The organism is Methanomethylovorans hollandica DSM 15978, from assembly GCF_000328665.1.
Classification (GTDB): domain Archaea; phylum Halobacteriota; class Methanosarcinia; order Methanosarcinales; family Methanosarcinaceae; genus Methanomethylovorans; species Methanomethylovorans hollandica.
In genome coordinates this window covers 1,090,170-1,111,410 of sequence record NC_019977.1, presented here as the reverse complement: position 1 = coordinate 1,111,410, position 21,241 = coordinate 1,090,170, and the positions used below count along the sequence as shown (strand labels likewise).

Genomic DNA, 21,241 nt, shown 5'->3' with positions numbered 1-21,241 from the left:
GAAATTTTCTAATATCAGTGCACATATCTGAAAAGATCATCCCTTTTTGCAAGATGCATGCGTTGCCGGATACACGACACAAGTTTCTTAAGGTCGTTCTCTTTGGCACTTACAGGTACCACAACTTCCTGCCACATATTCCAAGGTGAGGGCAGGCCAAGTTTCTCCACAATAGCATCAAGCACATGGTCAACCATAGCTTCTTCGATCTTGTCCACTTTATTGATAGCCAAAATGACAGGGATCTCCATCTCATTCAGGAACTTGAACAATTCAATATCTACAGGAATTTCATTCCTTTCTTCCCACCTGGTAACTATGTCCAGAAAAGAAGAGCCATCAACCACCAATACAGCAAGATCGATCCTTTCTGCATTATCCTCTATATAATGTACTATCTGATCTTTGACGATGTCCTGCTTACGTTCCTTGACACCGTGCATGAAACCAAAACCAGGCATATCCGTAACCAGCAGATCACCTAATCTTACATGCGTAGGTTTCAGGGTCACACCGGGCCTTTTGCCCACTCTTACTTTACTGCCTGTCAGTTTGCGAATGACAGAGGATTTTCCAACATTAGACCTGCCCACAAATAATATCTCAAATTCAGCACCATAAGCAAGGTCCGGTTTATTTTTCATATTATCTCCGGTTGCTTAATGGCACTTATCTATAATATGTTCTTCTTTCAGCTTCTTCTCTTCTTCGCCTATGCGCATATCAAGGTCTTTCAGGAAGGCTGGAAAATTAGCCACTGGTATCCTTGCACCAGCTGCTTCCGCAAGACCACCGCCAGTCCCCTCATATCGGGGAGCTACATCCCGCAAGATAAGATTAAGATCAACAGGACTACGTGAACGGAAGCTCATATCATAGGAATGCTTTGTCTGCCTGTATTCGGCAGAGATTCCAATTTTTCGCTGACCGTAAGCTGCAGCGTATATAGCTGATTTGGACTTGTAACCTTTGGGGTCAATAACATAGGCTATGTTCTGTAAGCTCTTAACCTGCTCTTTGATCCTTAGCCTCAACTGCTCTTCCAGATCAGAGCATTGTTTTGCAAAATCAAGTACATCAGGAATAGTTGAAGGAAGGCGATCCTTTGAAAGATATTCGATAAGCACTCTCTTGAAATCGAATTCACGACCTGCATATATAACCGCCTGGACAAGTGCACCGGCCTCAAAGAAAAGGGTCCTTTTATCCCAGTCTTCACACCACTCCTTTACAGAATCGGTATCATCTGCATAATCACCTATAGCTCCATAAATAGCGACTCTGCGCATATCCCTGTTCAGACGATGGGCAAGCACTTTATAGGTCAGCTCTGAGGAACATACACATGGATCATTATGCAGCCAGGGTTCATCCCAGCCGTTCTTTGGTACAGGATGGTGATCGATATAGATCAGTTCACTTTCCCGGGATAAATCTTTAAGCTTTTGAAGAAGCTGTGCGCTGGTACGTTCATCAATAGCAATATCACAAATGATCACACGCTTGTACCCTTTCCCCAGCTCCAGTTTTTGTAACAGGCTTACAGGGCTTGTGAAATATATATGTGAGTCCGGATAGGCACTCTTTGCGATGGCACCGGAACAGATGCCGTCAGAATCCCCATGAGTGAAAATAAAAGTTTCAGTTAGACGGTCCTTTCCAAAAGCTCTCATAATAAAAGTTGGTCTGGCATGTATTTAAAATGTTTCCTGTCCTCCACTATGATCTCCAGCCTATAGCCCTTTCGATCAGGTTAATCAGACAGCGCTTAAGACTGCTTACAGAATTTATTTTTTCAGTGACCATATTCTCCTGGGTTTCAGCCTCTGTTTTAACAGGTGTTTCCGCCAGGGACATATCTTCTTCGGTTTCAGTCTTTTCCACTATATTTTCCTGAATTCTGAATAAAAAGCTTGCAGACTCAAATGCATCTCCATATTCCCTGGAGTCTACAAACCTCACTTTTGCACCTGGTATCACAATATTTTCTCCGGAGCCTACAAGTACTGAATATTCAAGCACCCATATATCCGATGGCTGCATGACCTGGCTTTTGCTCAGGTTGCCGCTTATCAGCTGGCAGTTTTGAGGTATCTGGTCAGTAAGCTGTACATAAGCAGCCCGGTCTCCAGTGTTACTGACCCTGAGAGTGACATTTAAAAGACCATCTGTCCTCATATCCTGATAAATAAAAGACTTGTTCACATCTATATAGGGACCATGTATCACAATTTCGCTTGCATTGGTTTGCAAGTGGTGGGTTACACCATTATGGTCAAAGAACATTTGCATACCAGGTATCAGGAAAGTCCCTGGCCTTAAAGCACGTATGGAGTAAGATAGAGATCGTTTTTCTCCTGGGCTCAGACTGATGGTCCAGCAGGTACCCTCAATATCCGGATCGGTTATGAACCCGGCAGGTACTGTCTCATTAATGCGGATATTCTCCAGGGACATATCCTTTTGACTTATCACCTCGATCAATATATTTACACGTTCATCGATGTATGCTTCATTTACAGGGAGCCTTTTTACCCTAACTACACTGTTAATCCAGGGTATTTGCTTACTGACGGATGGAATATTTGCAAGGGCAACTTCTATAGTGGCATAGGGAGTAGGTATATCACGGCCTGTTATAATTTTATTAGCAGTTAATCTGATAGATCCGTCGAGTATCGTTTCGTTAGGAATGATAGAATTATTAAGAGCAAGAATGGCACCCCATGAACGCGAAGTATTACTTTTGACATTGAGCATCACATAATCGTCCGGAAGGTCTACAGGCTTTGAAGGTGAAAAATCCTGTGCAGTAATAGTGTATCCGCCTATCAGGACCTGCTCACCCCAATAGAGAGTGACGTTTGAGGGAGTAAGCCATTCCGTATCCCCAGCACCTTTTGCACTTACAGGCTGCTGCAGCAGTATAAGGCATATCACCATTACTACAGCAAACAACATAGATCTGTGATCCATATCAGTTCTGACCCTTTCGTGAAAATCTGAACATAGCTATTAAAAATCATACAGCAACTAAAGATCCAGGGAAATGGTAAACGTAAAAGTACTGCCCTTTCTGATTTCACTTTCCACCCATACGCTTCCGCCATGCAGATTTACAAACTGCTTAACAATATAAAGTCCAATACCATTTCCTTTATATTTACGTGTTGAGGATGAGTCCAACTGCGTAAATGGCTTGAACAACATCTGCTGATCATCGATAATGATACCTATACCATTATCTATGACCTCGACATGCAGCATGCCATATATTTGCCTGACCCTTAGCTGTACGAACCCTCCTTCTTTACCGAACTTGATGGCATTGCTTACCAGATTGGTAAGTATCTGATGTAATTTGTTTCTGTCAGCCCGGATCAGCCCTATCTGAGGATCAAGTTCCGTTTGCAGTGCAATGTTCCTTTTAGAAGCAAAAAAAGACATTTCAGTGACAACATCCTGTATGAGAACTGGCATATCGATTTTCTCAAGCTCAAGACTTGTTTTTCCGGTTTCTATGTTAGATATATCAAGAATGTTGTTTACAACATCAAGCAGGTCTTTACCCCCTGATATTATATTAGTGAGGTATTTACGCTGGTCCTCGTTCAGCTTATCCTCGATGCTTTCCTGCAACAGGTCAGAGAATCCCATGATAGCATTCAGAGGCGTTCTTAGTTCATGTGTAGCATTAGAAAGGAATTCACTCTTTGTTCTGCTAGCTTCTTCAGCTACGTTCTTTGCGTGTATCAGTGCCTCCCTTGCCTTCTCGCTTTCAGTTATGTCCTCCACTATACAAATGCCGCCAGCAACAGCTTTATCTTCAGTGACCACAGGAACAAAGCTGGCCCTTATAGGAGTATCTCTTACACCCATAAATGAAAAGGAAGTACCTGAGAAATCATCGGTTTTTCCTGAGAGCACTGTTGTGATGCATCTTTTGATCTCCTCACTTGCATCAGAATTGATCAGGTTAAGACCAATTATATTACCAATTACATTTGCTTCTTCCACACCTACTATATCCACAAAGCTCTTATTGCATTGAGTGATCACCCCAGAGTTATCTAAATGGATTATACCCAGAGGTGATTTCTCAAATATCATACGATATTTGTCCTTAGCTTCCCGCATTTCTTTCTCATTAAGAACTCGCTGTGTGATATCCCTGATAGTTACACTAAAAAAGGAAGCTCCATCTTTCTTCCATGAGGAGTGCGAGATCTCGATAGGAAATTCTGTTCCGTCTCTTTTCAGACCGTAAAGTTCGATGATGTTTCCCATTGCCCAGGAACGGCCTGTTGAAACAACAATATCCCATCCCTGATGTATATGCCAATATCTTTGAGGCATGATCATGGAAATATGTTTGCCCAATGCTTCTTCAGCCGTATAGAAGAAGAGGTTCTCAGCACCCCTGTTCCAGAATAAAATAGTGCCTTTAGAATCTGAAAAAATGATCACTTCAGAAGCTGAGCGTGCCTGAGAGATGAACATGTCAGTGGTCATCTCCAGAGCATTAAGATCAGCTTTCCTGTCGGCAATGTCCCTTATGGTACCAGTTATCCCTTTAACATGATAATCGTTATCTAATAATGCTTGTGCATACAATTCCACCCAATATATTTTTCCATTCGGGTCTTTAAGGCGGCCTTGTACCCGGGTCTGCCCGGATTTATTAAGGGTGATCGACAGAGAGTGAATGATCTTGCTCTGGTCCTCAAAAAAAAATAGATCTGACAGCTCCTTGAGGATCACCTCTTCAGGAATGAAGCCATATGTAACAATGGAAGGACTTATATAAATGACCACACCCGCCGTATCCGTTGCCACGATCATATCCGCCGAATTTTCCACAAGCACACGATACTTATCAGCAGCAGAGCATACAGAATATTTATCGTATGCAGAATTGACCATTTCTATTTGTGCTATGATCCCGGTAATATTTCCGTTCCTGTCCTGAATGTATCCGACCCTAAGGATCGCAGGAAGTTCCTGTCCATGCTTATCCATTATTGGTAATTCAACACCATGATCATCTATTACATATTCAGCCGGTTTGGCATATGTTTTTCTGGCTTCATATCTCTTTCCGGGAGCTATCAGTATTTCATACCATATATGACCAATGATCTCCTGTTTTGTGTAGTGCAGGCCCTTACAAAAATGTTCGCTCACAAAAGAGACGACCTGGTTAGTGTCAAGAACAAGCAACATGGAAGGAACAGCATCCATGTATGCATGCCAGATCCCCGGATCAGGATCATGAAAGTCCATGGAAAAAGGAACAAGAGAGAAATCGATCTCATTGTCTTCGGAGGTACTGTGAACTACATCAGAACCTGTATTCTTCGAGATCATGGATATTCCTGTACATTCGATCTAAGAGTAATATCGTTCATTATGCTTGCAGTATCTTGTAAGAGATAAAATTGAATGCTTTTCATGCCTACTGTTGCTATTATTCACATAAATCACGTACTTTTATATAATGATAGATTATATAATAGTACAACTCCTCAAAGTGATATCATATCGCACGGTTTCATTCCTTTGGAACAAGCTGTTTGAAACCATTGATCATTTGAGGTCTTTCCACTGCTCTGGGGATCTCGGTAATTGAAGGCATTTCAGTTATCTCGGCATGCTGTAGCATGCTGTAGGGGTGCGCATTGCTGTCCTGAAAAGATGTGAAACCAGATCTTAAATGAATGCGATCCCTTTCTTGAGAGTAACAACCATATAGCGTGTCAGAAGCATGTTTTCCCTTATTCTTTTCTTTCTTGCTGAGACCAAGTTTCATGTCCCTCTCTCGTCTCTTGGCCCCTGTTTCCTTCCCTTTTTTATAATTTTCACTGACAAGTTCCATGAGATCTGCTTCCTTTGCCACTGATTCCAGTGCAGTGTAGCGCTCACTCACCCAACCGAGCTCTGAGTGCTTATGATAACCGACCTCTAATCCGAGGTCATAAGCTCTTTGCTCAAGTTCAGCTTTTTCCGAGTCGCTGAGATTTCTTTTTGTTTCCGCTTTCTTAAAGAACCGCACCTTAAGACCACATCCTTATTGGACCAGTCCTTCTACCTGAAGCCCGCGTTCAGTGAATTGGACCTTGTGCATATTACAGTCATGTTTTGTACCACGCATCTTGATGATCTGAATGGCACGTGTCATCTGCTTCGCATATAGGAAATTATGCAGAAAGATCACGCCATGAGAGGCGAACTGTTCGGTAGTATATGCATTCGGATCGGTGAGCTCTCCTATGAGTATAGTGGTACAACCCAGCTTTTTAAGATTCCTGATAAAGCGGGTCATCTCTTTTTCCTGCAGCGCCGGATCCTGTGTCGCAAAACGTATGGCTGTCATGGAATCGATCACCAACCTTTTGATATTGTATTCAGCAACGTATGCCGCCAGTTCCTTAAATACAGTAGCAGGTGAAGGAGCTTCGTGCTCATTGGAAAAACCTTCCACCCCTTCATGAGGATGAATTATATCCTTCAGCTCATCAATGTACCCATATTCCATACGGGGTCCCAGATCTGCAAACAATAGTTTTTTCACTTTTATTAATGGTATGATATCAAGGGAGTAATTGGACATGTCGCTTATGATGTTCTGGGGACATTCAAGCAGAGTGACATACAACCCCACATCACCCTGAAGTGCGCCTTTTGCAAGGAACTGCACACCAAAGGTGGTTTTGCCACCTCCTGGTGGCCCACTTAACAGATAAACGCGTTCAGAGAGAAGGCCTCCCTGTATGATTTCATCCAGACCATCTATCCCACTTTCTATTCTCATGAGTAAACCTCAAAACAATAATATATTTAATTATATTTTAATCCTTCTATGAAATTATGCCGAAAACATCTCTTAAAGCCTGCAGTAGAGCAAATCGATATGATTGCGATAGATTCTTATTAATTGAAGACGAAGGTTTTTCATGCATCTATCTAAGATAGTTCCAGTTCTGGAAAAGATAGCTCCTCCTGAGCTTGCCGCAGATTTTGATATTGGCAGAATTGGTCTTAATCTTGACCTTGACAATGACATTAAAAAAATAGCAGTTGCTTTAGACCCTACAGACTATGTACTAAACAGAGCATCCGAAATCGATACAGATCTCTTGATCACGCATCATACCCTTATTTTCAACCCGGTAAATTCCATTTCCAGGACTCTTGCCACCAGTCTGAAAATAGCCCTGGACAACGGGATCTCCCTGTATTCCATGCATACAAATTTTGACAGAGCTAAAGGAGGGATAAACGATGTACTTGCAAAGAAGCTGGGGCTTAGCAATATACAGGAGCTGGAAACTGGAAGGATAGGCGAAGTGCCTTTGTGTTCAACAGAGACTCTGGCAAACCATGTTTCAAAAAGCCTGAACACGCACGTGCAATATGTGGGAGAGAGGGATGATATTAAACGCGTTATGGTCTTTGGGGGAAGTGGTTTTCGCAATGAGTACCTTGAAATAGCAAAAAAGCATGATGTTGAAGCTTTCATTTCTTCGGAACTGAAACATGACGTGATACGTTCCCGGGGAGAGCTTACACTTATTGATGCCACCCATTACGCTACAGAGAACCCGGGTATGGAAGAGCTGTGCCCGCGTCTGGCTGACATGCTGGGACTGGACGTGGAATTCATACATCATAACCCATTCATAAGGGTGATATGAGGGATAAGTTGACATCGGAACAAACAGAATGGGAACATGTGGAAGAACTGCTTGAACAAGAACTACAGAAGAAGGTCAGACCCAAACACAGAGGATATGGTGATTATGAAAAAAGAGTTTACAGAGGTCCTTCTGTGAAAAGAGAATGTGAGTAGATGGTTCTCAACTACTCTATTCATTGTCCTTCAATACACTGTCATAGACCTTCATTGTAGAATCCGCGACCTCATCCCAATTATATATCTCTTCAATGAGCCTGCGGCCTTCCTTACCAAAACCTGCCTTACCCAGGCCATCCAGCGCATAGTTTATGCCCCATGCTATGGAATCCGGATTTTGGTGCACAGTAACCCCGTTCTTAAAGTTATCTATGAGTTTTACAGCATCAGTAGCCACTACGGTCTTTCCAGCATCCCACGCTTCAAGTACGACAATCCCAAAGGGCTCGTTGCGGCTTGGGAGACACACAATATCTGCAGCATTGTACCAATCCCTGGAAACCTCATCCGATGCATACCCAAGGAAATGGGATGCATGCTTGACACCTATTGAATTTGCAAGGTGTTCGCAGTAATCCCGCATCTCTCCCTCCCCGATAAGCACAAACTGTGTGTCCCAGCGGTGAGACAATACTTTTCCTATAGCCTTAACAAGCACATCAGGCCCTTTCTGGTAGCTCATGCGCCCTATGAACAAAACAACCGGTGCCAGCGGATGGATACCGAACCGCTTCTTCACTTCACCCGGATCAACTTCCTTACGTATCTTGTCCAGAAAAATGCCGTTGGGTACAAGAGAGATCTTATAATCAGGGATATGATACAGGAACTGTACCTCCTTCTTCAGCACCTCAGAAGTTATTATGACCTTAGCCGACTCATAACCAGCCAGCCATTCCCTGTGTGATATGGTCTTAGCTTCCCACCAATCACCATGAGCATTACCATTGCGACCCCATTCGGTACTGTGATATGTAAGCAGGAAATTGAGGCCTTTTTCTGCTTTAAGTTTGCATAGCACGTTCACCGGATGCCAGTCATGCCCATGGAGAATATCGAACTGGCCAAAACGATCCACCATCTCCAAGAACATCCAGTACATGGAATCGCACATCCTGTCCATCTGCTTCACCACTCCCCCTGACTGATCATGGTCCACTCGATGATAATGTACGCCGTTTATGAGATCATGCGGCTTTAGACCGCGATTACGTGTAAATATATGGACCTCATGACCTTTGGAAGCAAGAACTTCAGATAGCTCGGATACATGGGGAGCTACGCCACCTACCTTAACCGAATGCAAGCTTTCCCAAGAGAACATACCTATCCTTAATTTTTTCATTTTCTTTACCCCACTATTTGATTAATGTACTGTCTGTCTGGAAAATTCATTGTTCAAATACTCTGCGGCCTTTTCCGGAGGCATGGTATTTATAAATATATCTGTGTTCTTCTCGAAACCTGCCATTTTGCTTGTCACAGGTTGCAACCTGAGGTTAAGATGATATTGATGATCATCCACTAACTGGAAGAACATGAAATTATAAGCCGGAGACCCAAGTACCGTTTCCAGCCTGGATAGTATATAACGTATAGCAGCGCCTAGGGAATGCAACATATGCTCAGACAATTCGCCAAGATGACTGACATGCATCTTCGGAAGTAACCATATCTCAAATGGGACCTTCGAGCAATATGGAGCAAAAGCTATGAAATGTTCATTTTCATAAATGGAGCGTTCATTGGAAGATTCCATATGCACTATCTCGCAGTAGGCACATTTGCCTGTGGCATGGATCACATCAGATTCCTTTTTAATTGACATTGGTATCAGGGGCAGTGCGATGAGCTGGGAATGTGTGTGTTCCAGCGATGCACCAGCCTGCTTCCCCCAATTCTTGAAAAGCGAGACGAACTTTATCTGAGGCTGTTTCCAATTATGCATGACACGGTCTTTGTAGGCTTGCATAAGAAGGGCCATTTCTTCATCCGTGAAATCGGTCAGCCTTCTGTCGTGCTGCGGTGTTTCTATGATCACCTCATGAAACCCATAGCCTGAACTATATGGAGTATCAACACCTTCCGGATTAAGCGCCGGGTACATATTAGGTATGCAGCGTATCTGCCAATCTTTAATAAGCTTATCCTTAGTGTCCTGCAGTACCTGCCCATCCTTATATACAGCCAGGGCAGGTGGTGTTTTGTCCTCATTCCCCGCACAGAAAACGCAGTTTGTAGCGTTCTGAACCTCCGGGGAAGAAGAAAAATCAGAAGGGCGTTTGCCTCTTCCGGCAGCTACTATGCAATACTCATCAAGGAAATAGTGTTTACGTATCTCAGACACTGGTACTTCTCCTGAACAAAGGGATATATACCCTGTTAGTTTTCCTCTTCTTCCGGAACTATGCACACACCGGTCAATAGTTCATAGTATTTTCTGGCAGGGTCCAGCCAGTTCATCTCCTTTGCAAGCAGGCTAGCCTCCTGACAGAGAAGACTGTACTTTACCTTGTCATCAATATAAGTATCCAGGAAATAATCCATAGAAAGGGCGTAATCGCATACAGTCTCATTGTATGGAAGATCGATATTATCCACGACTATAACGCCACCCATACCCATAACAAGGCGTTTGATACTGGCGAGAGCATCACTGAAACCACATACCTTGCTGACTATGCTCGGAGTGGCCTCTTTTCCTGCCTCAAGTCCTGTCAGCAGGAAAGGTTCATACCTGGATGGGAAAATACCTGCAATGCATCCTGCCATCAGTTCATCCGAGTTCATGTTAAGACCACCGTCATGGTCTGATATCCACTGGGGATACAATACAGCTGCCACATGCCTTCTTCCTGTGATCAGCTGCCCGGGTTCAAGTTCTCTTTCCTTGATCATTCTCTGCAGTCTCATCTCCTCACCCTGCAGCAACTCATCAGGAAGTTTGATAGGGAACCCGTCAGGTACATTTGACTTCGGCCCATGAGCAGCGATAATGAAACAGACGATGCGTGTATCCTCATCCTGCTGGCCGGCTGTTATCTCCATCTTCACCATTCGATCAAGAAGCATGAGAGAATCCAGCAGGTCCGGATATCCCTTGTTCTCTATCTCGATACGTGATATGGAAAATATAGGCAATATCCTCTTGGAAGGAATAGATATTCCTCCGTACACCTTATGAATGTTCTCAGAGAGGAAGTTCTGTATCTTTTCACGACATTTTTTCTTCTTTTCCAGTGAAACGCCCATTACATTATCATCTATACCGTTGCGCACAACTATCGAGTCTATCCCATAGAAGAGTTTGACTTCCTTGCGTGTAGAGTCGCCTACAGCAGTTACCACATCAGCATAAGAAGACAGGGATTCAAGTTTTGCCATGTTCTCAGGAACTCGTGGATCCCAGCTGCTATCGTTATCCCGTATCTTCTGTAACGAGTGATGTCCGGAAGTCCTTCCCGGCAATGTTGCATGATAAGTGGCCACGGAATTTACAGACAGACCTAATTTATGCAGCCTTGCAAGAGCATAGAACACACCAAATTCATGGCAGTGCAGATATACATGCATGCTGGGCATAAGAGAGGCGGCGAATTCTGAGATCTTCTGATCACTGAAATCCTTTGCACGCTTAGCCTTTATGGTCAGCAGCTCCCGTATGAACTCGGAAATAGCATAGGATAGATTGAGATAATGAGTATATTCCTGTCCATTGCCCATGTTCTCATATTTCATTGAATCAAGCCCTATGAAAGAAAAAGCTTCACCCTTCACCTTATCTGAAAGACACATGCTAGTGCCCATATATTCGGACATTATGCGGCAAAAATCATTTGTCTTGAACATCAGGTAGATGATAGGTATGCCTTTATAATGACGAATACCGCTGACGACTTCCATACCTTTTTGTTTCATGGCTGACAGGGCTTCTGCTAACTCATCATCCCCATCGTAAGGCTCAAAGCCACTCATGTCCGTTATACGATTAAGACTCTTATGCCAATCAACACCCGAGTGACCATAATAAGGACCTGCAACTATGATCCCGGGCAATAAATCCTCCTTGATGGCTCCTGAACTCATAAGAGCGGCAAGAGTAGTCGCCTCGGCATCGATCACGTTCCAGATACCACCCATCTTATTTGACTTCGGACCCGCCTCTTCTCCTGCTATTACTAACCATTTTCTTTCAAACATGATTGACCCCACTGGAAAATTATACAAAAGTTTTATTGGTATACAACAATAAAACAATATCGTTACATATTTGCCTGATTCAAATATAAAGTGTTGTTTTAAGCTATAAAATTACAATAGATTAAAGTAAAGAGAGGGGGTATATCTAACCATGGAATCGGTTTGTGTGTGCGTGGACTTGCATCTGCCTTATCATTTGAAATGGTACTGGTCTGCTGAAGGTTATCGTAGGCCTGAGATAACTACTTATTTTGACCAGGAACGGGTCTTCACTGATTTTCAGCGTATGGCAGCCGACATTGGCAGAACTAACAGGGTACTGGAAAGATCTATTGACAATGGAGCTGCCTACACCCTGAACCTTTCAGGGACATTTTTGGACCAGTGTTCCTGGGATCCGGGAGTACTGGATTCGTTCAGAGATTTGGCCGACACCGGAAATGTAGCATTTGCGGCATCCACATATTATCATTCATTGAGTGCTCTTTATCCTGACCTCACAGATTTTAAGGAGCAGGTATGGATGCACATGGAAAAGATATCGGAGCTGTTTGGCATCGTGCCCTCAACTTTTGTAAACCCGGAGTTGCTGATATCAGGAAACATTGGAGGGTTGCTCAAAAAGCTGGGTTTGAAATGCATGATCGCAGAAGGAGCCAAAAATCTGCTCCGCGAAGATGTGCCTAATAACGTATATTCTGATGACATTCCCACGCTTCTGAGGCATATAGACCTTAGCGAAGATGTCAGCAGGCGCTTCTCTGACAGGTCATGGGATGGATCTCCACTGATAGCCGATAAGTTCGCTTCATGGGTAGAGCACATTGAAGGTGATGTTGTTACCCTCTACCTGGACTATGGTACCATTCCCTGGAACGAAAGCAAAGCAGGAGGAATGTTCCAATTCCTGACAGATCTGCCGCTAAGCCTGGAAGAAAAAGGTATCAGTATGATCAAACCCGAAGATGCCGTAAAAAGGTTTGACAAAGTAAAGCTGAACACGCTGAAAACCGAGTCTGCAGCTCGTTACGGAATGGATGGCATGCTTGGGAATCATGCACAACATTTCTACCTGAAGGAACTTGAGATCATAGCGCAAGAACTAAAAGAACGTGCCAAAGCTTTAGATAATGCACATTTGAAACATATTTTTGGATATCTCCAGCAAAGTGATATTTTTCTGGATATGAACACAGCCAATATTACCGGATATGAGAGATCTGTGAACAATCTATCTATATTATCTGATTTCAGAAGGGCTGTATGGGAGGGAAGTGTATGAAATCGATCTGCTTTTATTTTGAAGTCCATCAACCATATAGGCTAAAATGGTTCTGGCCGGATGAACACACGGGTTTTGAGAGATATTTCGATAACAAGACTAACAGGGAGATATTTGAGAAGATCTCAAGCAAATGCTACCTTCCAGCCAACAGGACAATGCTTGATCTTGTAGATGAATATGATGGAAAGTTCAAGATAAGTTTCTCGGTCACGGGTACATTGCTCAGCCAGTGTGAAAAATGGGGTAAAGAAGTGCTGGAAACCTTCAGACAGATGGCAGAGACAGGATGTGTGGAATTCCTGGAAGAGACAAACTATCACTCTCTGGCAGGTTTGTTCGATGACAGAGAAGAGTTTAGGGAACAGATACGTGAGCACCGGGAAAATATGAAGGCTCTCATAGGAGTGGAACCTCAGGTGTTCCGTAATACGGAGCTGATTTATAATAATAGTCTTGCAGCCACTGTCAAAGATATGGGATATAAAGCAATACTTTCCGAAGGTACCGAACATCTGCTAGGCAACAGGTCACCTAACTATGTATATCAGGCAAAGGACTCGAATATCAAGGTATTGCTGCGTAATTATAAACTGAGCGATGACATAGGCTACAGGTTCACCGCGAGATGGTGGCCGGAATATCCGCTTACAGCGGACAAATGGGCCAGTTGGGCTTCCCTTACACCGGGAGATACTTTAAACATTTTTATGGATTATGAAACTTTTGGAGAGCATCAATGGGAAGAAACGGGCATTTTCAATTTCCTGAAAGCATTGCCCGGAGAGGTTTTAGACAGGAAGTTGGCTTTCCATACTCCTTCTGAAGTGATCAGCAGGTACGACCCTGTAGCAGATATAGACGTCGGAGATTTTTCCACGATCTCTTGGGCTGATAGTGAGCGTGATACCAGCGCATGGCTGGGTAACGATATGCAAAGAAGATGTTTTGAAGATGTCAAGATGCTGGGGCCATATGTACGCAGAACCAAAGACCCGGAGATCATCAATATCTGGAAGCATCTGCTCACTTCAGACCATTTCTATTACATGTGCACCAAAAATCTTAGTGACGGTGATGTGCATTCATATTTTAGCATTCACTCATCGCCATTTGATGCTGCTATTAATTATATGGCAATTCTCATGGACTTTAAATCCATGGTCTTCAGGAAATTAAACGCTATGGATGCTGAAGCCCATAAATAATGGGAGAAACGGGGTTTACTTATGGTACGGGATCTATACATGTTTTCCAAGAGCGACGAGAAGGCTCATGTGGTATGGCTCAGGATCACTTATCAAAGCAACATGGGGACTGAAACAAATATTAATTCAGTGCTTACTGAAATGGGAGTGAAAATCAGGTTTTCATACCTCGACAATACAGAACCGAACGGTCAGGGAAAGTATGTGCTCTTCACCGAAACTCAGGAAGAGCCACAAATAGATACCATCAATGAAAGGCTCCGGGGCATTGAAGGGGTAAATGATATTGAATCCGGTATATCCAGAAATCGTATGATACATACAGTGGATTTTCCCCTGAATTTCCTTGGGGAAAGAGCTGTGATCACAAGATCAAGGACTTTTCTGGATATACTAAGGATAATAAGAGAGAATGTGATCCAGCCTGACGGTTTGCTTCTGCTAAGCGGCCTTAAAGGAGGCATAGGTGCTGCAAAGTATGTAAAGGGTATAATGCCGGTAGACAGGAACAATTGTATGGCCATACTGAGAGAACTATTCCTTGCATCCGGCTGGGGAAAACTGGAAATGGATTTTGATAGAGATACCTGCAGCGGTAAGTTCAGAGTAAGGGATTCGTTCATTGCAGATGCATATGGTCACAGTGACCTTCCCGTATGTGGGTACATGAGCGGGTTCATTGCAGGTTACATGACCGAAATGATGGGGTACAATTTCCAGGTGCGTGAAGTTAGCTGCAAGAGCATGGGACATGCAGTATGCGAACATCTGGTATCACCGGCACCCGAAGGAGTTAACTTGGAACACATTATGAAAGAGGAGATCCAGTGATCAGGCAACCTAATGTGATACTGGGTAATGACAAGGTGCTTATCACCATGGGCAAAAAAGGCGAACTGTTGGGGTTTTTTTACCCCCGCAGGGACTATGCCCAACATGTGGAAGAGTCGCTTGCCTGCCTGCAGGTGGACAACAAGCTGATGTGGACCAATAATATTGAATGGTACTCCACACAACATTATCTTGATGATACTAATATAGTCATTACTGAGCTTGTGCACGGAACTGGTATAAAGGTAACTATCCGGGATTTCACACATCAAAAAGCATCTGTGATGGTGCGTAAATATACCATCAGCACTGAGAGGGATATCAATGGCACATTCTTTTATTATTCCAACCTCTGTGTAGGCGAGATGCACAAGAAGAACTCTGCTTTCTGTGATACTGATGCACGGCTGCTTGTGCAGTACTGGCAGAATAACTATATCGGTATAATGGCATACCCGCCTTTCCAGGAATGGCAGGTAGGCAAGGCAATGGACACCATATGGTGGACCAATGCACGTTATGACATGGAAGACGGCAGACTGCAGAACAACAAGGAAGATATTGGTTATCTGAACACGGTCGTCGGATGGGACCTTAATCTTAAAGCTGGCCAACACAAGGAGATAACCGTGTTCATAGGAGCTTCTCAGAAAAGGACAATGTTATACAAGATGATGTTGGAATTAATGCAGGAGCCCGTGGATAACATGCTTGAGGATTCCAAGGAGGACCGGATACGGTGGCTTTCAAAAAAGAATATAGTAAAACTATCCGTGCTGGACGATATACCCGAAACAAAACAACAGATCAGGGAGGCTTTCAACCGCTCTCTGCTCACCCTTGACCTGCTCAATGATCCTATACACGGTTCTTTTGTGGCTGCACCTGAGTTCGACCATGATTTTGAGATGTGCGGAGGTTATGGGTACTGCTGGAACAGGGATGTTTCGGAAGTAGCAATAGCCCTGCTCAATGCAGGGTATCCCGAATACTGTGACATGTTCTTCCGTTGGTGTAAACGCACACAGCTTTCCGATGGCTCCTGGTTCCAGAGATACTGGCTTGATGGTAACACGGGTCCTTCATGGGGAAACTTCTCCCATTCCACCCAGATAGATGAGACTGGGGCTACACTGCATGCCATGTACACATACTATCTTACCTTAAAGGGTATCCAAAGAGCCGAGTTTCTGGAAAGTATCTGGACCACTGTCCTCACAGGTGCTGAGTACCTGATGAAGCGCACACTGAATGGGCTGCATGAACCCTGTTTGGATATATGGGAAACTTATGAAGGGGTATTCGCTTATACATGCGCTGCGGCATATGCTGGCCTAAAAGACGCTGCTCACATAGCACGAGCTTACAGTGAACCAGGTCTTGCATCTCGGTGGCTTGAAAGAGCCGAGCTTGTAAAGAACAAGACCATTGAAGAAATGTGGCTTAAAGAAGGCCATTTCGCAAAATGCCTTGCAGATGGAAAATTGGATCCTACGGCGGATGCGAGTATGATCGGTACTTTTATACCATTCAATATGCTTTCACCTGCTGATCCACAAGAAAGGGAAATGATCCTCTCAATGATCAGGATCATAGAAAGCAGGCTTAGTGTGCATGTTAACGGGCATCATGGCATAAAAAGATATGAGAACGACAGGTACATTGAAGGCAATCCATGGATAGTTACCACATTGTGGTTATCCAAGGCAATGCTCAGCCTTGCAAACTCACTGCGCAGCGAACCTGGTACTGAGAACGAGATCTCAAAACTTATACATGATTCCGTGAACTATATCAAATGGGCACTCAAAGGATCTACCAGCACAGGTATGCTCCCTGAGCAGGTGGACAAAAATAAGGGCCATCCTGCCTGGGCCATACCCCTGGGCTGGAGCTGTGCTCTGATGATAGACAACATACTTCTTCTTGAAAGATTCTCGGAGGAAATAAGTGATGCAAAGATCTGAAGAGAACATATTCTCTGCCGGGAGGGACAATAGAAGTGAATTATGCCAGAAAGAATGGCTGGTGACTAACGGGTTGGGAGGATATGCCTCTTCTACTCTGTCTTTTATGAACACCAGAAAATATCACGGATTATTAGTAGCATCTATGGAGCCTCCGGTCGACAGGATGGTGCTTTTGTCAGCCCTTGATGAAGAGATACTTATCAATAACGTTGCACAAGAACTTGCCTGCCATAGATACTCTGATGCTGTCCATCCGCAGGGCTTCAAATATATCAAGATATTCACTGAGAAACCTGTACCATCATGGGAATACGATGTGGATGGTATACAGATAAATAAGACATTGTTCATGGAACATGGAAAGAACAAGGCATTCTTCGGGTATAACATTCATGTGCCTCCCGAAAAAGCAAGCTGTACAATGCGCATTCATCCCCTTGTGAACATGAGGGATTTTCATGGATTGACACAAAGGCATGACGGAATATCGCAGAGCACATTACGACATGGCACATCGCTGAAGACCTATACTCCAGAAGGCAGCAAGATAGAACTGCATCTTACCTCGAATGCTGCTTACATTCCTTATGTTGACTGGTACTACAACTTTGAATATCCTCTTGAAATGAAAAGAGGTTATGATTTCCGTGAGGACTGTTTCCATCCAGGCTACTTTGAAGTGGAACTGGCTCAGGGAAACAATGAGATCTTTATAGTCGCATCTGCTGAAAAGATTAATGACATCTCTTTATCTTCCGTACGCAAGGCGTATGAAACTGAAAAGAAACGCATTGCAATGATCTGCCAGAAACCGGGTTTCACAGAAGTGCTCCCTCTTAAACTTACATTAGCTGCCGACAAGTTCGTTGTCATGCGCCATTCAACTGGAAAGCATTCGATAATAGCAGGCTATCCATGGTTTGCAGACTGGGGAAGAGATACTATGATCTCATTGCCCGGCCTTACACTTGTAACAGGCAGATATGATATAGCTGCAAGTATACTCTCCACTTTTGCAAAGAATTGCAGGGAAGGGCTTATACCTAACAAATTCCCTGACCGCAGTACCGATAGCTATGCATATAACACTGTGGATGCTTCTCTGTGGTTCATCAATGCATTATGGAAATATCTGGAGTATACCAATGACATACAAACCGTGGCAAAGATGTGGAATACGGTGGAAGACCTCATTCGCTACTATTCCAGAGGAACGAAGTTCGGTATAAAAACTGATACCGATCATCTGCTTTGCCATGATGGTCAACTGACATGGATGGATGCAAAAGTCGATGATGTTGAGATCACGCCGCGTAAAGGCAAAGCATGCGAGATCAATGCATTGTGGTACAATGCACTGGTCATTGCCTCAAAGGTGGCTGCACGGCTTGGCAAAGATGATACTGATCTTGCAGAAATGGCGGAAAAAGTAAGTGAGAATTTTGAACCAGCCTTCTGGAATGAAGAACAGGGATGTCTTTATGATTATATTGGTTACGATCCACAAGGAATTGAATATAAAGATAGTGCATTAAGACCTAATCAGATATTAGCAGTATCACTGCCCCATTGCATGCTCGATGCTGGAAAGGAAAAGAGCATTGTAAGAAAAGTGCAGCAGCATTTGCTGACTTCCAGAGGCTTAAGGACACTGGCTCCCTATGAAACTGCCTATGTTGGGAAATATGAAGGTGGCCTGCTTCAGAGAGATATGGCCTATCATAATGGGACCGTATGGCCCTGGCTCATGGGACCTTTTGTGTCAGCCTACTGCAGAACAAGAGGACACTCCTTAAGGAGCAGGATGTATGCTAAAGAACTGCTGGACGGTTTCATACCCCATCTGGCAGAAGCGGGCATTGGTAGTATCTCAGAGATATGCGATGGTGATGAGCCCCATCTGCCCGGTGGATGTGTGGCTCAGGCCTGGAGCGTGGCCGAGATCCTGCGTGCATATTCTGAGGATGTGCTACTTAAAAAAATGAGGAGATGATCTTAAACAGGGTCTGCCAGACTTTTCTTAACTGTGAACCAGAACTGAGTACCTGTAGCATCAGGGTTGTCCTCTACACCAACCCTGCCTCCATGCAGATCTACAGTTCTCTTCACAATAGCAAGCCCAAGCCCATGTCCCTGAATGTCACCTACGTTTAGCCTCTTGAATCGCTGGAACACAGAATTTTTATCAGTGTCTGATATCCCATCTCCAAAGTCAGTGAGTATCACTTTCCATTCTTTATTGAAATCTTCGACCCTTATTAGGATCTTGCCGCCTTTGGAACCGTATTTCAAGGCATTAGAAAGGAGATTTGTTATCACACCACTTATCATGGGATTGGCCCGTGCGTAATAAGGGCCACTTTCCTGATATTCTATTTGTAATCCAGATGCGAGTATTTCATATTTATAAGCATCAATAGCTTCAAGGATCATTGAATTGAGGTCAAGTTCTATGAATTCGACCTCTTCAACACTTTCAAGCCTTGCGAGGTTTGCAGCGCTGGTTATAGTATCCAGTATCTTGGAAATGCTCTTCTCAACGATACTAAGTTTGTGAAGTTTAGCTTTATCTGTTTCTATACATTGAAGTATCTCTGTAAAACCCCTGGCCACACCTGCCGGATTGAGGATATCATGGCTCATGATATCAATAAAAAGGTCCTTCAGTTCATTAGAACGCTTAAGATTGCGTGCATATTCCTGCAATCTGTTCTCTGCTTCCTTACGGGATGTTATGTCCCGTACTATGCACACATTTCTCCCATTGTCAAGGCCTGTAAGGGATACTTCCTGGAAGAAGAATGTACCATCCTTTTTCCTTCCTCTGTTCTCTCCTGTCCACTTGCCCTTTTGCAACAATTCCGGCATGTATCGTGTTTTAAATATCTCAAGGTCAACAGGATCGTACAGTATATCCCATGTTTTACCCAGAAGTTCAGAAGGAGAATCATATCCGTACATTCTTGCATGTGCTTCATTGATATAGACCATCTCTGACCTTTCATTGAGGATAGACAGACCATCTGTGGCTGCATCCATTGCTATCTTCTGGATGTTTATAAGTAACTCTGCTTTCTTTGCTTCAGTGATGTCCTCACCGGAACTGAGCGTACCGATAACATTACCATCAGTATCCCTGAGAGCCACATTGTTCCATCTGATGATCCTCTCTGTTCCCATACTCGTGAGACATGAGTTCTCTACAAGATTATTACCGGAAACAGAAGATGTAATGAGATCAGAATGGAGTTTATCGACCTCATCCCTTAAGTATGCCGGTATGAAATGATTTACCCAGTTCTTTCCAATGACCTCTTCTTCAGTATACCCGATTATTTGGCACCCTTTCTTATTAATAAGCTTTACATGCTTTTCATTGTCCAGCACAAGGAACATCACACCTGCAACATCCAGATAGTTCTGTGCCTGGTCTCTTTCTCTGAGGATCTCGTCCTGAAGTGATTTAAGTCGCAATAGTGAGTTGACCCGGGTCTTTAGGGTCAGCCTATCAACTGGCTTTGACAAGAAGTCATCTGTACCGACTTCTATTGCACGTGCACGCTCGTCACGGTTGGAGAGTGCAGTGACCATTATGATTGGAATGTGAGCAGTATCTTTAGAACTTTTGAGTATCTTGCATACTTCAAATCCATTGATATCAGGCATCATTATATCAAGAAGTATCAGATCAGGTTTTTTATTATGCGCATTGTCGATTGCTTCAAACCCGTTGAAAGCAGTGATCACGTCATGTTCTGAATGTAAATAAGCTTCCAGAAGTTCTACGTTTACGGGTTCATCATCTACAACAAGTACAGTGAACCGGGGTTTGAGATTGTCCATATTTTCATCCAATATATCAATTTATTTCCAGCCGTATGCTGTGAGACACCCGCTTAGATCCAAAAAACTATGAAAGGATCTATTTGAGAGAGGCTTTGGCCACAGAATAGTAAATTTCATTGTTTAAGTATTTAATACAAACAATACTATAAATAAGTAATTAATATTTTACTGTAAATAGAATATACGGATAGCAGGAACTAGTACAGGAAAA

At 43.5% G+C, this 21,241-nt stretch carries 17 protein-coding genes; 7 read left to right on the top strand and 10 right to left on the bottom strand.

What is annotated here, in order from left to right:
• Positions 1-14: 14 nt before the first annotated feature.
• The 6 genes from engB to METHO_RS05295 form a co-directional block, all read right to left on the bottom strand.
• On the bottom strand, positions 15-644 hold the full coding sequence (engB, locus tag METHO_RS05320; protein ID WP_015324507.1) for a GTP-binding protein EngB: 630 nt from the start codon (positions 642-644) through the stop codon (positions 15-17).
• A gap of 15 nt (positions 645-659) precedes the next feature.
• Entirely contained in the window at positions 660-1,673 is a 1,014-nt protein-coding gene (locus tag METHO_RS05315; protein ID WP_015324506.1) for a DHHA1 domain-containing protein, read from the bottom strand.
• Between the two features lie 46 nt (positions 1,674-1,719).
• A complete protein-coding gene (locus METHO_RS05310) occupies positions 1,720-2,976 on the bottom strand; it encodes a hypothetical protein (RefSeq protein ID WP_048831059.1) in 1,257 nt (418 codons plus the stop codon).
• A 57-nt stretch (positions 2,977-3,033) separates the two neighbouring features.
• On the bottom strand, positions 3,034-5,367 hold the full coding sequence (locus tag METHO_RS05305) for a PAS domain-containing sensor histidine kinase (RefSeq protein ID WP_015324504.1): 2,334 nt from the start codon (positions 5,365-5,367) through the stop codon (positions 3,034-3,036).
• Positions 5,368-5,551: 184 nt separating this feature from the next.
• Positions 5,552-6,052, bottom strand: a complete 501-nt coding sequence (locus METHO_RS05300; protein ID WP_015324503.1) for a hypothetical protein — start codon at positions 6,050-6,052, stop codon at positions 5,552-5,554.
• A gap of 15 nt (positions 6,053-6,067) precedes the next feature.
• Positions 6,068-6,811 carry an RAD55 family ATPase gene (locus METHO_RS05295; RefSeq protein WP_015324502.1) on the bottom strand — a complete coding sequence of 248 codons (744 nt, stop codon included), beginning with the start codon at positions 6,809-6,811 and terminating at the stop codon, positions 6,068-6,070.
• A gap of 142 nt (positions 6,812-6,953) precedes the next feature.
• Here METHO_RS05295 and METHO_RS05290 point away from each other — a divergent pair, with 142 nt between their 5' ends.
• Entirely contained in the window at positions 6,954-7,694 is a 741-nt protein-coding gene (locus METHO_RS05290) for a Nif3-like dinuclear metal center hexameric protein (protein ID WP_015324501.1), read from the top strand.
• Complete coding sequence (locus METHO_RS13875; protein WP_015324500.1) at positions 7,691-7,849, top strand: hypothetical protein; 159 nt, start codon at positions 7,691-7,693, stop codon at positions 7,847-7,849. Before METHO_RS05290 ends, METHO_RS13875 begins: the two co-directional genes overlap by 4 nt.
• A gap of 16 nt (positions 7,850-7,865) precedes the next feature.
• Here the strand turns inward: METHO_RS13875 and METHO_RS05285 are convergent, their stop codons facing one another.
• The 3 genes from METHO_RS05285 to METHO_RS05275 are packed head-to-tail and all read right to left on the bottom strand — an operon-like array spanning position 7,866 to position 11,893.
• Positions 7,866-9,038 carry a glycosyltransferase family 4 protein gene (locus METHO_RS05285; protein ID WP_015324499.1) on the bottom strand — a complete coding sequence of 391 codons (1,173 nt, stop codon included), beginning with the start codon at positions 9,036-9,038 and terminating at the stop codon, positions 7,866-7,868.
• Between the two features lie 21 nt (positions 9,039-9,059).
• The gene (locus METHO_RS05280) at positions 9,060-10,040 is read right to left on the bottom strand and encodes a galactose-1-phosphate uridylyltransferase (protein WP_015324498.1); all 981 of its coding nucleotides are present in this window, start codon (positions 10,038-10,040) and stop codon (positions 9,060-9,062) included.
• Between the two features lie 35 nt (positions 10,041-10,075).
• Positions 10,076-11,893 carry a glycosyltransferase gene (locus METHO_RS05275; RefSeq protein ID WP_015324497.1) on the bottom strand — a complete coding sequence of 606 codons (1,818 nt, stop codon included), beginning with the start codon at positions 11,891-11,893 and terminating at the stop codon, positions 10,076-10,078.
• A 151-nt stretch (positions 11,894-12,044) separates the two neighbouring features.
• Between METHO_RS05275 and METHO_RS05270 the strand changes: the two genes are divergently transcribed.
• Genes METHO_RS05270 through METHO_RS05250 form a run of 5 tightly spaced genes read left to right on the top strand, consistent with a single transcriptional unit; the run spans position 12,045 to position 19,177 of the window.
• Positions 12,045-13,175, top strand: coding sequence for an alpha-amylase/alpha-mannosidase (locus METHO_RS05270; protein ID WP_015324496.1), 1,131 nt, complete (start codon positions 12,045-12,047; stop codon positions 13,173-13,175).
• On the top strand, positions 13,172-14,383 hold the full coding sequence (locus METHO_RS05265; protein WP_015324495.1) for a glycoside hydrolase family 57 protein: 1,212 nt from the start codon (positions 13,172-13,174) through the stop codon (positions 14,381-14,383). Before METHO_RS05270 ends, METHO_RS05265 begins: the two co-directional genes overlap by 4 nt.
• A gap of 21 nt (positions 14,384-14,404) precedes the next feature.
• Positions 14,405-15,214: a V4R domain-containing protein gene (locus METHO_RS05260; protein ID WP_083885732.1), complete on the top strand. Its 810-nt coding sequence runs from the start codon at positions 14,405-14,407 to the stop codon at positions 15,212-15,214.
• Positions 15,211-17,181 (top strand): glycoside hydrolase family 15 protein, encoded by a 1,971-nt coding sequence (locus tag METHO_RS05255; RefSeq protein WP_015324493.1) that lies wholly within the window; start codon positions 15,211-15,213, stop codon positions 17,179-17,181. Before METHO_RS05260 ends, METHO_RS05255 begins: the two co-directional genes overlap by 4 nt.
• Positions 17,168-19,177, top strand: coding sequence for an amylo-alpha-1,6-glucosidase (locus tag METHO_RS05250; RefSeq protein ID WP_015324492.1), 2,010 nt, complete (start codon positions 17,168-17,170; stop codon positions 19,175-19,177). Before METHO_RS05255 ends, METHO_RS05250 begins: the two co-directional genes overlap by 14 nt.
• A gap of 2 nt (positions 19,178-19,179) precedes the next feature.
• Here the strand turns inward: METHO_RS05250 and METHO_RS05245 are convergent, their stop codons facing one another.
• Positions 19,180-21,027 carry a PAS domain S-box protein gene (locus METHO_RS05245; RefSeq protein ID WP_015324491.1) on the bottom strand — a complete coding sequence of 616 codons (1,848 nt, stop codon included), beginning with the start codon at positions 21,025-21,027 and terminating at the stop codon, positions 19,180-19,182.
• Between the last annotated feature and the right edge of the window lie 214 nt (positions 21,028-21,241).

Coding starts and splice junctions, on each gene's coding strand:
- engB (WP_015324507.1), bottom strand. CDS start 644: ATGAAAAATAAACCGGACCTTGCTTATGGTGCTGAATTTGAGATATTA.
- METHO_RS05315 (WP_015324506.1), bottom strand. CDS start 1,673: ATGAGAGCTTTTGGAAAGGACCGTCTAACTGAAACTTTTATTTTCACT.
- METHO_RS05310 (WP_048831059.1), bottom strand. CDS start 2,976: ATGGATCACAGATCTATGTTGTTTGCTGTAGTAATGGTGATATGCCTT.
- METHO_RS05305 (WP_015324504.1), bottom strand. CDS start 5,367: ATGATCTCGAAGAATACAGGTTCTGATGTAGTTCACAGTACCTCCGAA.
- METHO_RS05295 (WP_015324502.1), bottom strand. CDS start 6,811: ATGAGAATAGAAAGTGGGATAGATGGTCTGGATGAAATCATACAGGGA.
- METHO_RS05290 (WP_015324501.1), top strand. CDS start 6,954: ATGCATCTATCTAAGATAGTTCCAGTTCTGGAAAAGATAGCTCCTCCT.
- METHO_RS13875 (WP_015324500.1), top strand. CDS start 7,691: ATGAGGGATAAGTTGACATCGGAACAAACAGAATGGGAACATGTGGAA.
- METHO_RS05285 (WP_015324499.1), bottom strand. CDS start 9,038: ATGAAAAAATTAAGGATAGGTATGTTCTCTTGGGAAAGCTTGCATTCG.
- METHO_RS05275 (WP_015324497.1), bottom strand. CDS start 11,893: ATGTTTGAAAGAAAATGGTTAGTAATAGCAGGAGAAGAGGCGGGTCCG.
- METHO_RS05270 (WP_015324496.1), top strand. CDS start 12,045: ATGGAATCGGTTTGTGTGTGCGTGGACTTGCATCTGCCTTATCATTTG.
- METHO_RS05265 (WP_015324495.1), top strand. CDS start 13,172: ATGAAATCGATCTGCTTTTATTTTGAAGTCCATCAACCATATAGGCTA.
- METHO_RS05260 (WP_083885732.1), top strand. CDS start 14,405: ATGGTACGGGATCTATACATGTTTTCCAAGAGCGACGAGAAGGCTCAT.
- METHO_RS05250 (WP_015324492.1), top strand. CDS start 17,168: ATGCAAAGATCTGAAGAGAACATATTCTCTGCCGGGAGGGACAATAGA.
- METHO_RS05245 (WP_015324491.1), bottom strand. CDS start 21,027: ATGGACAATCTCAAACCCCGGTTCACTGTACTTGTTGTAGATGATGAA.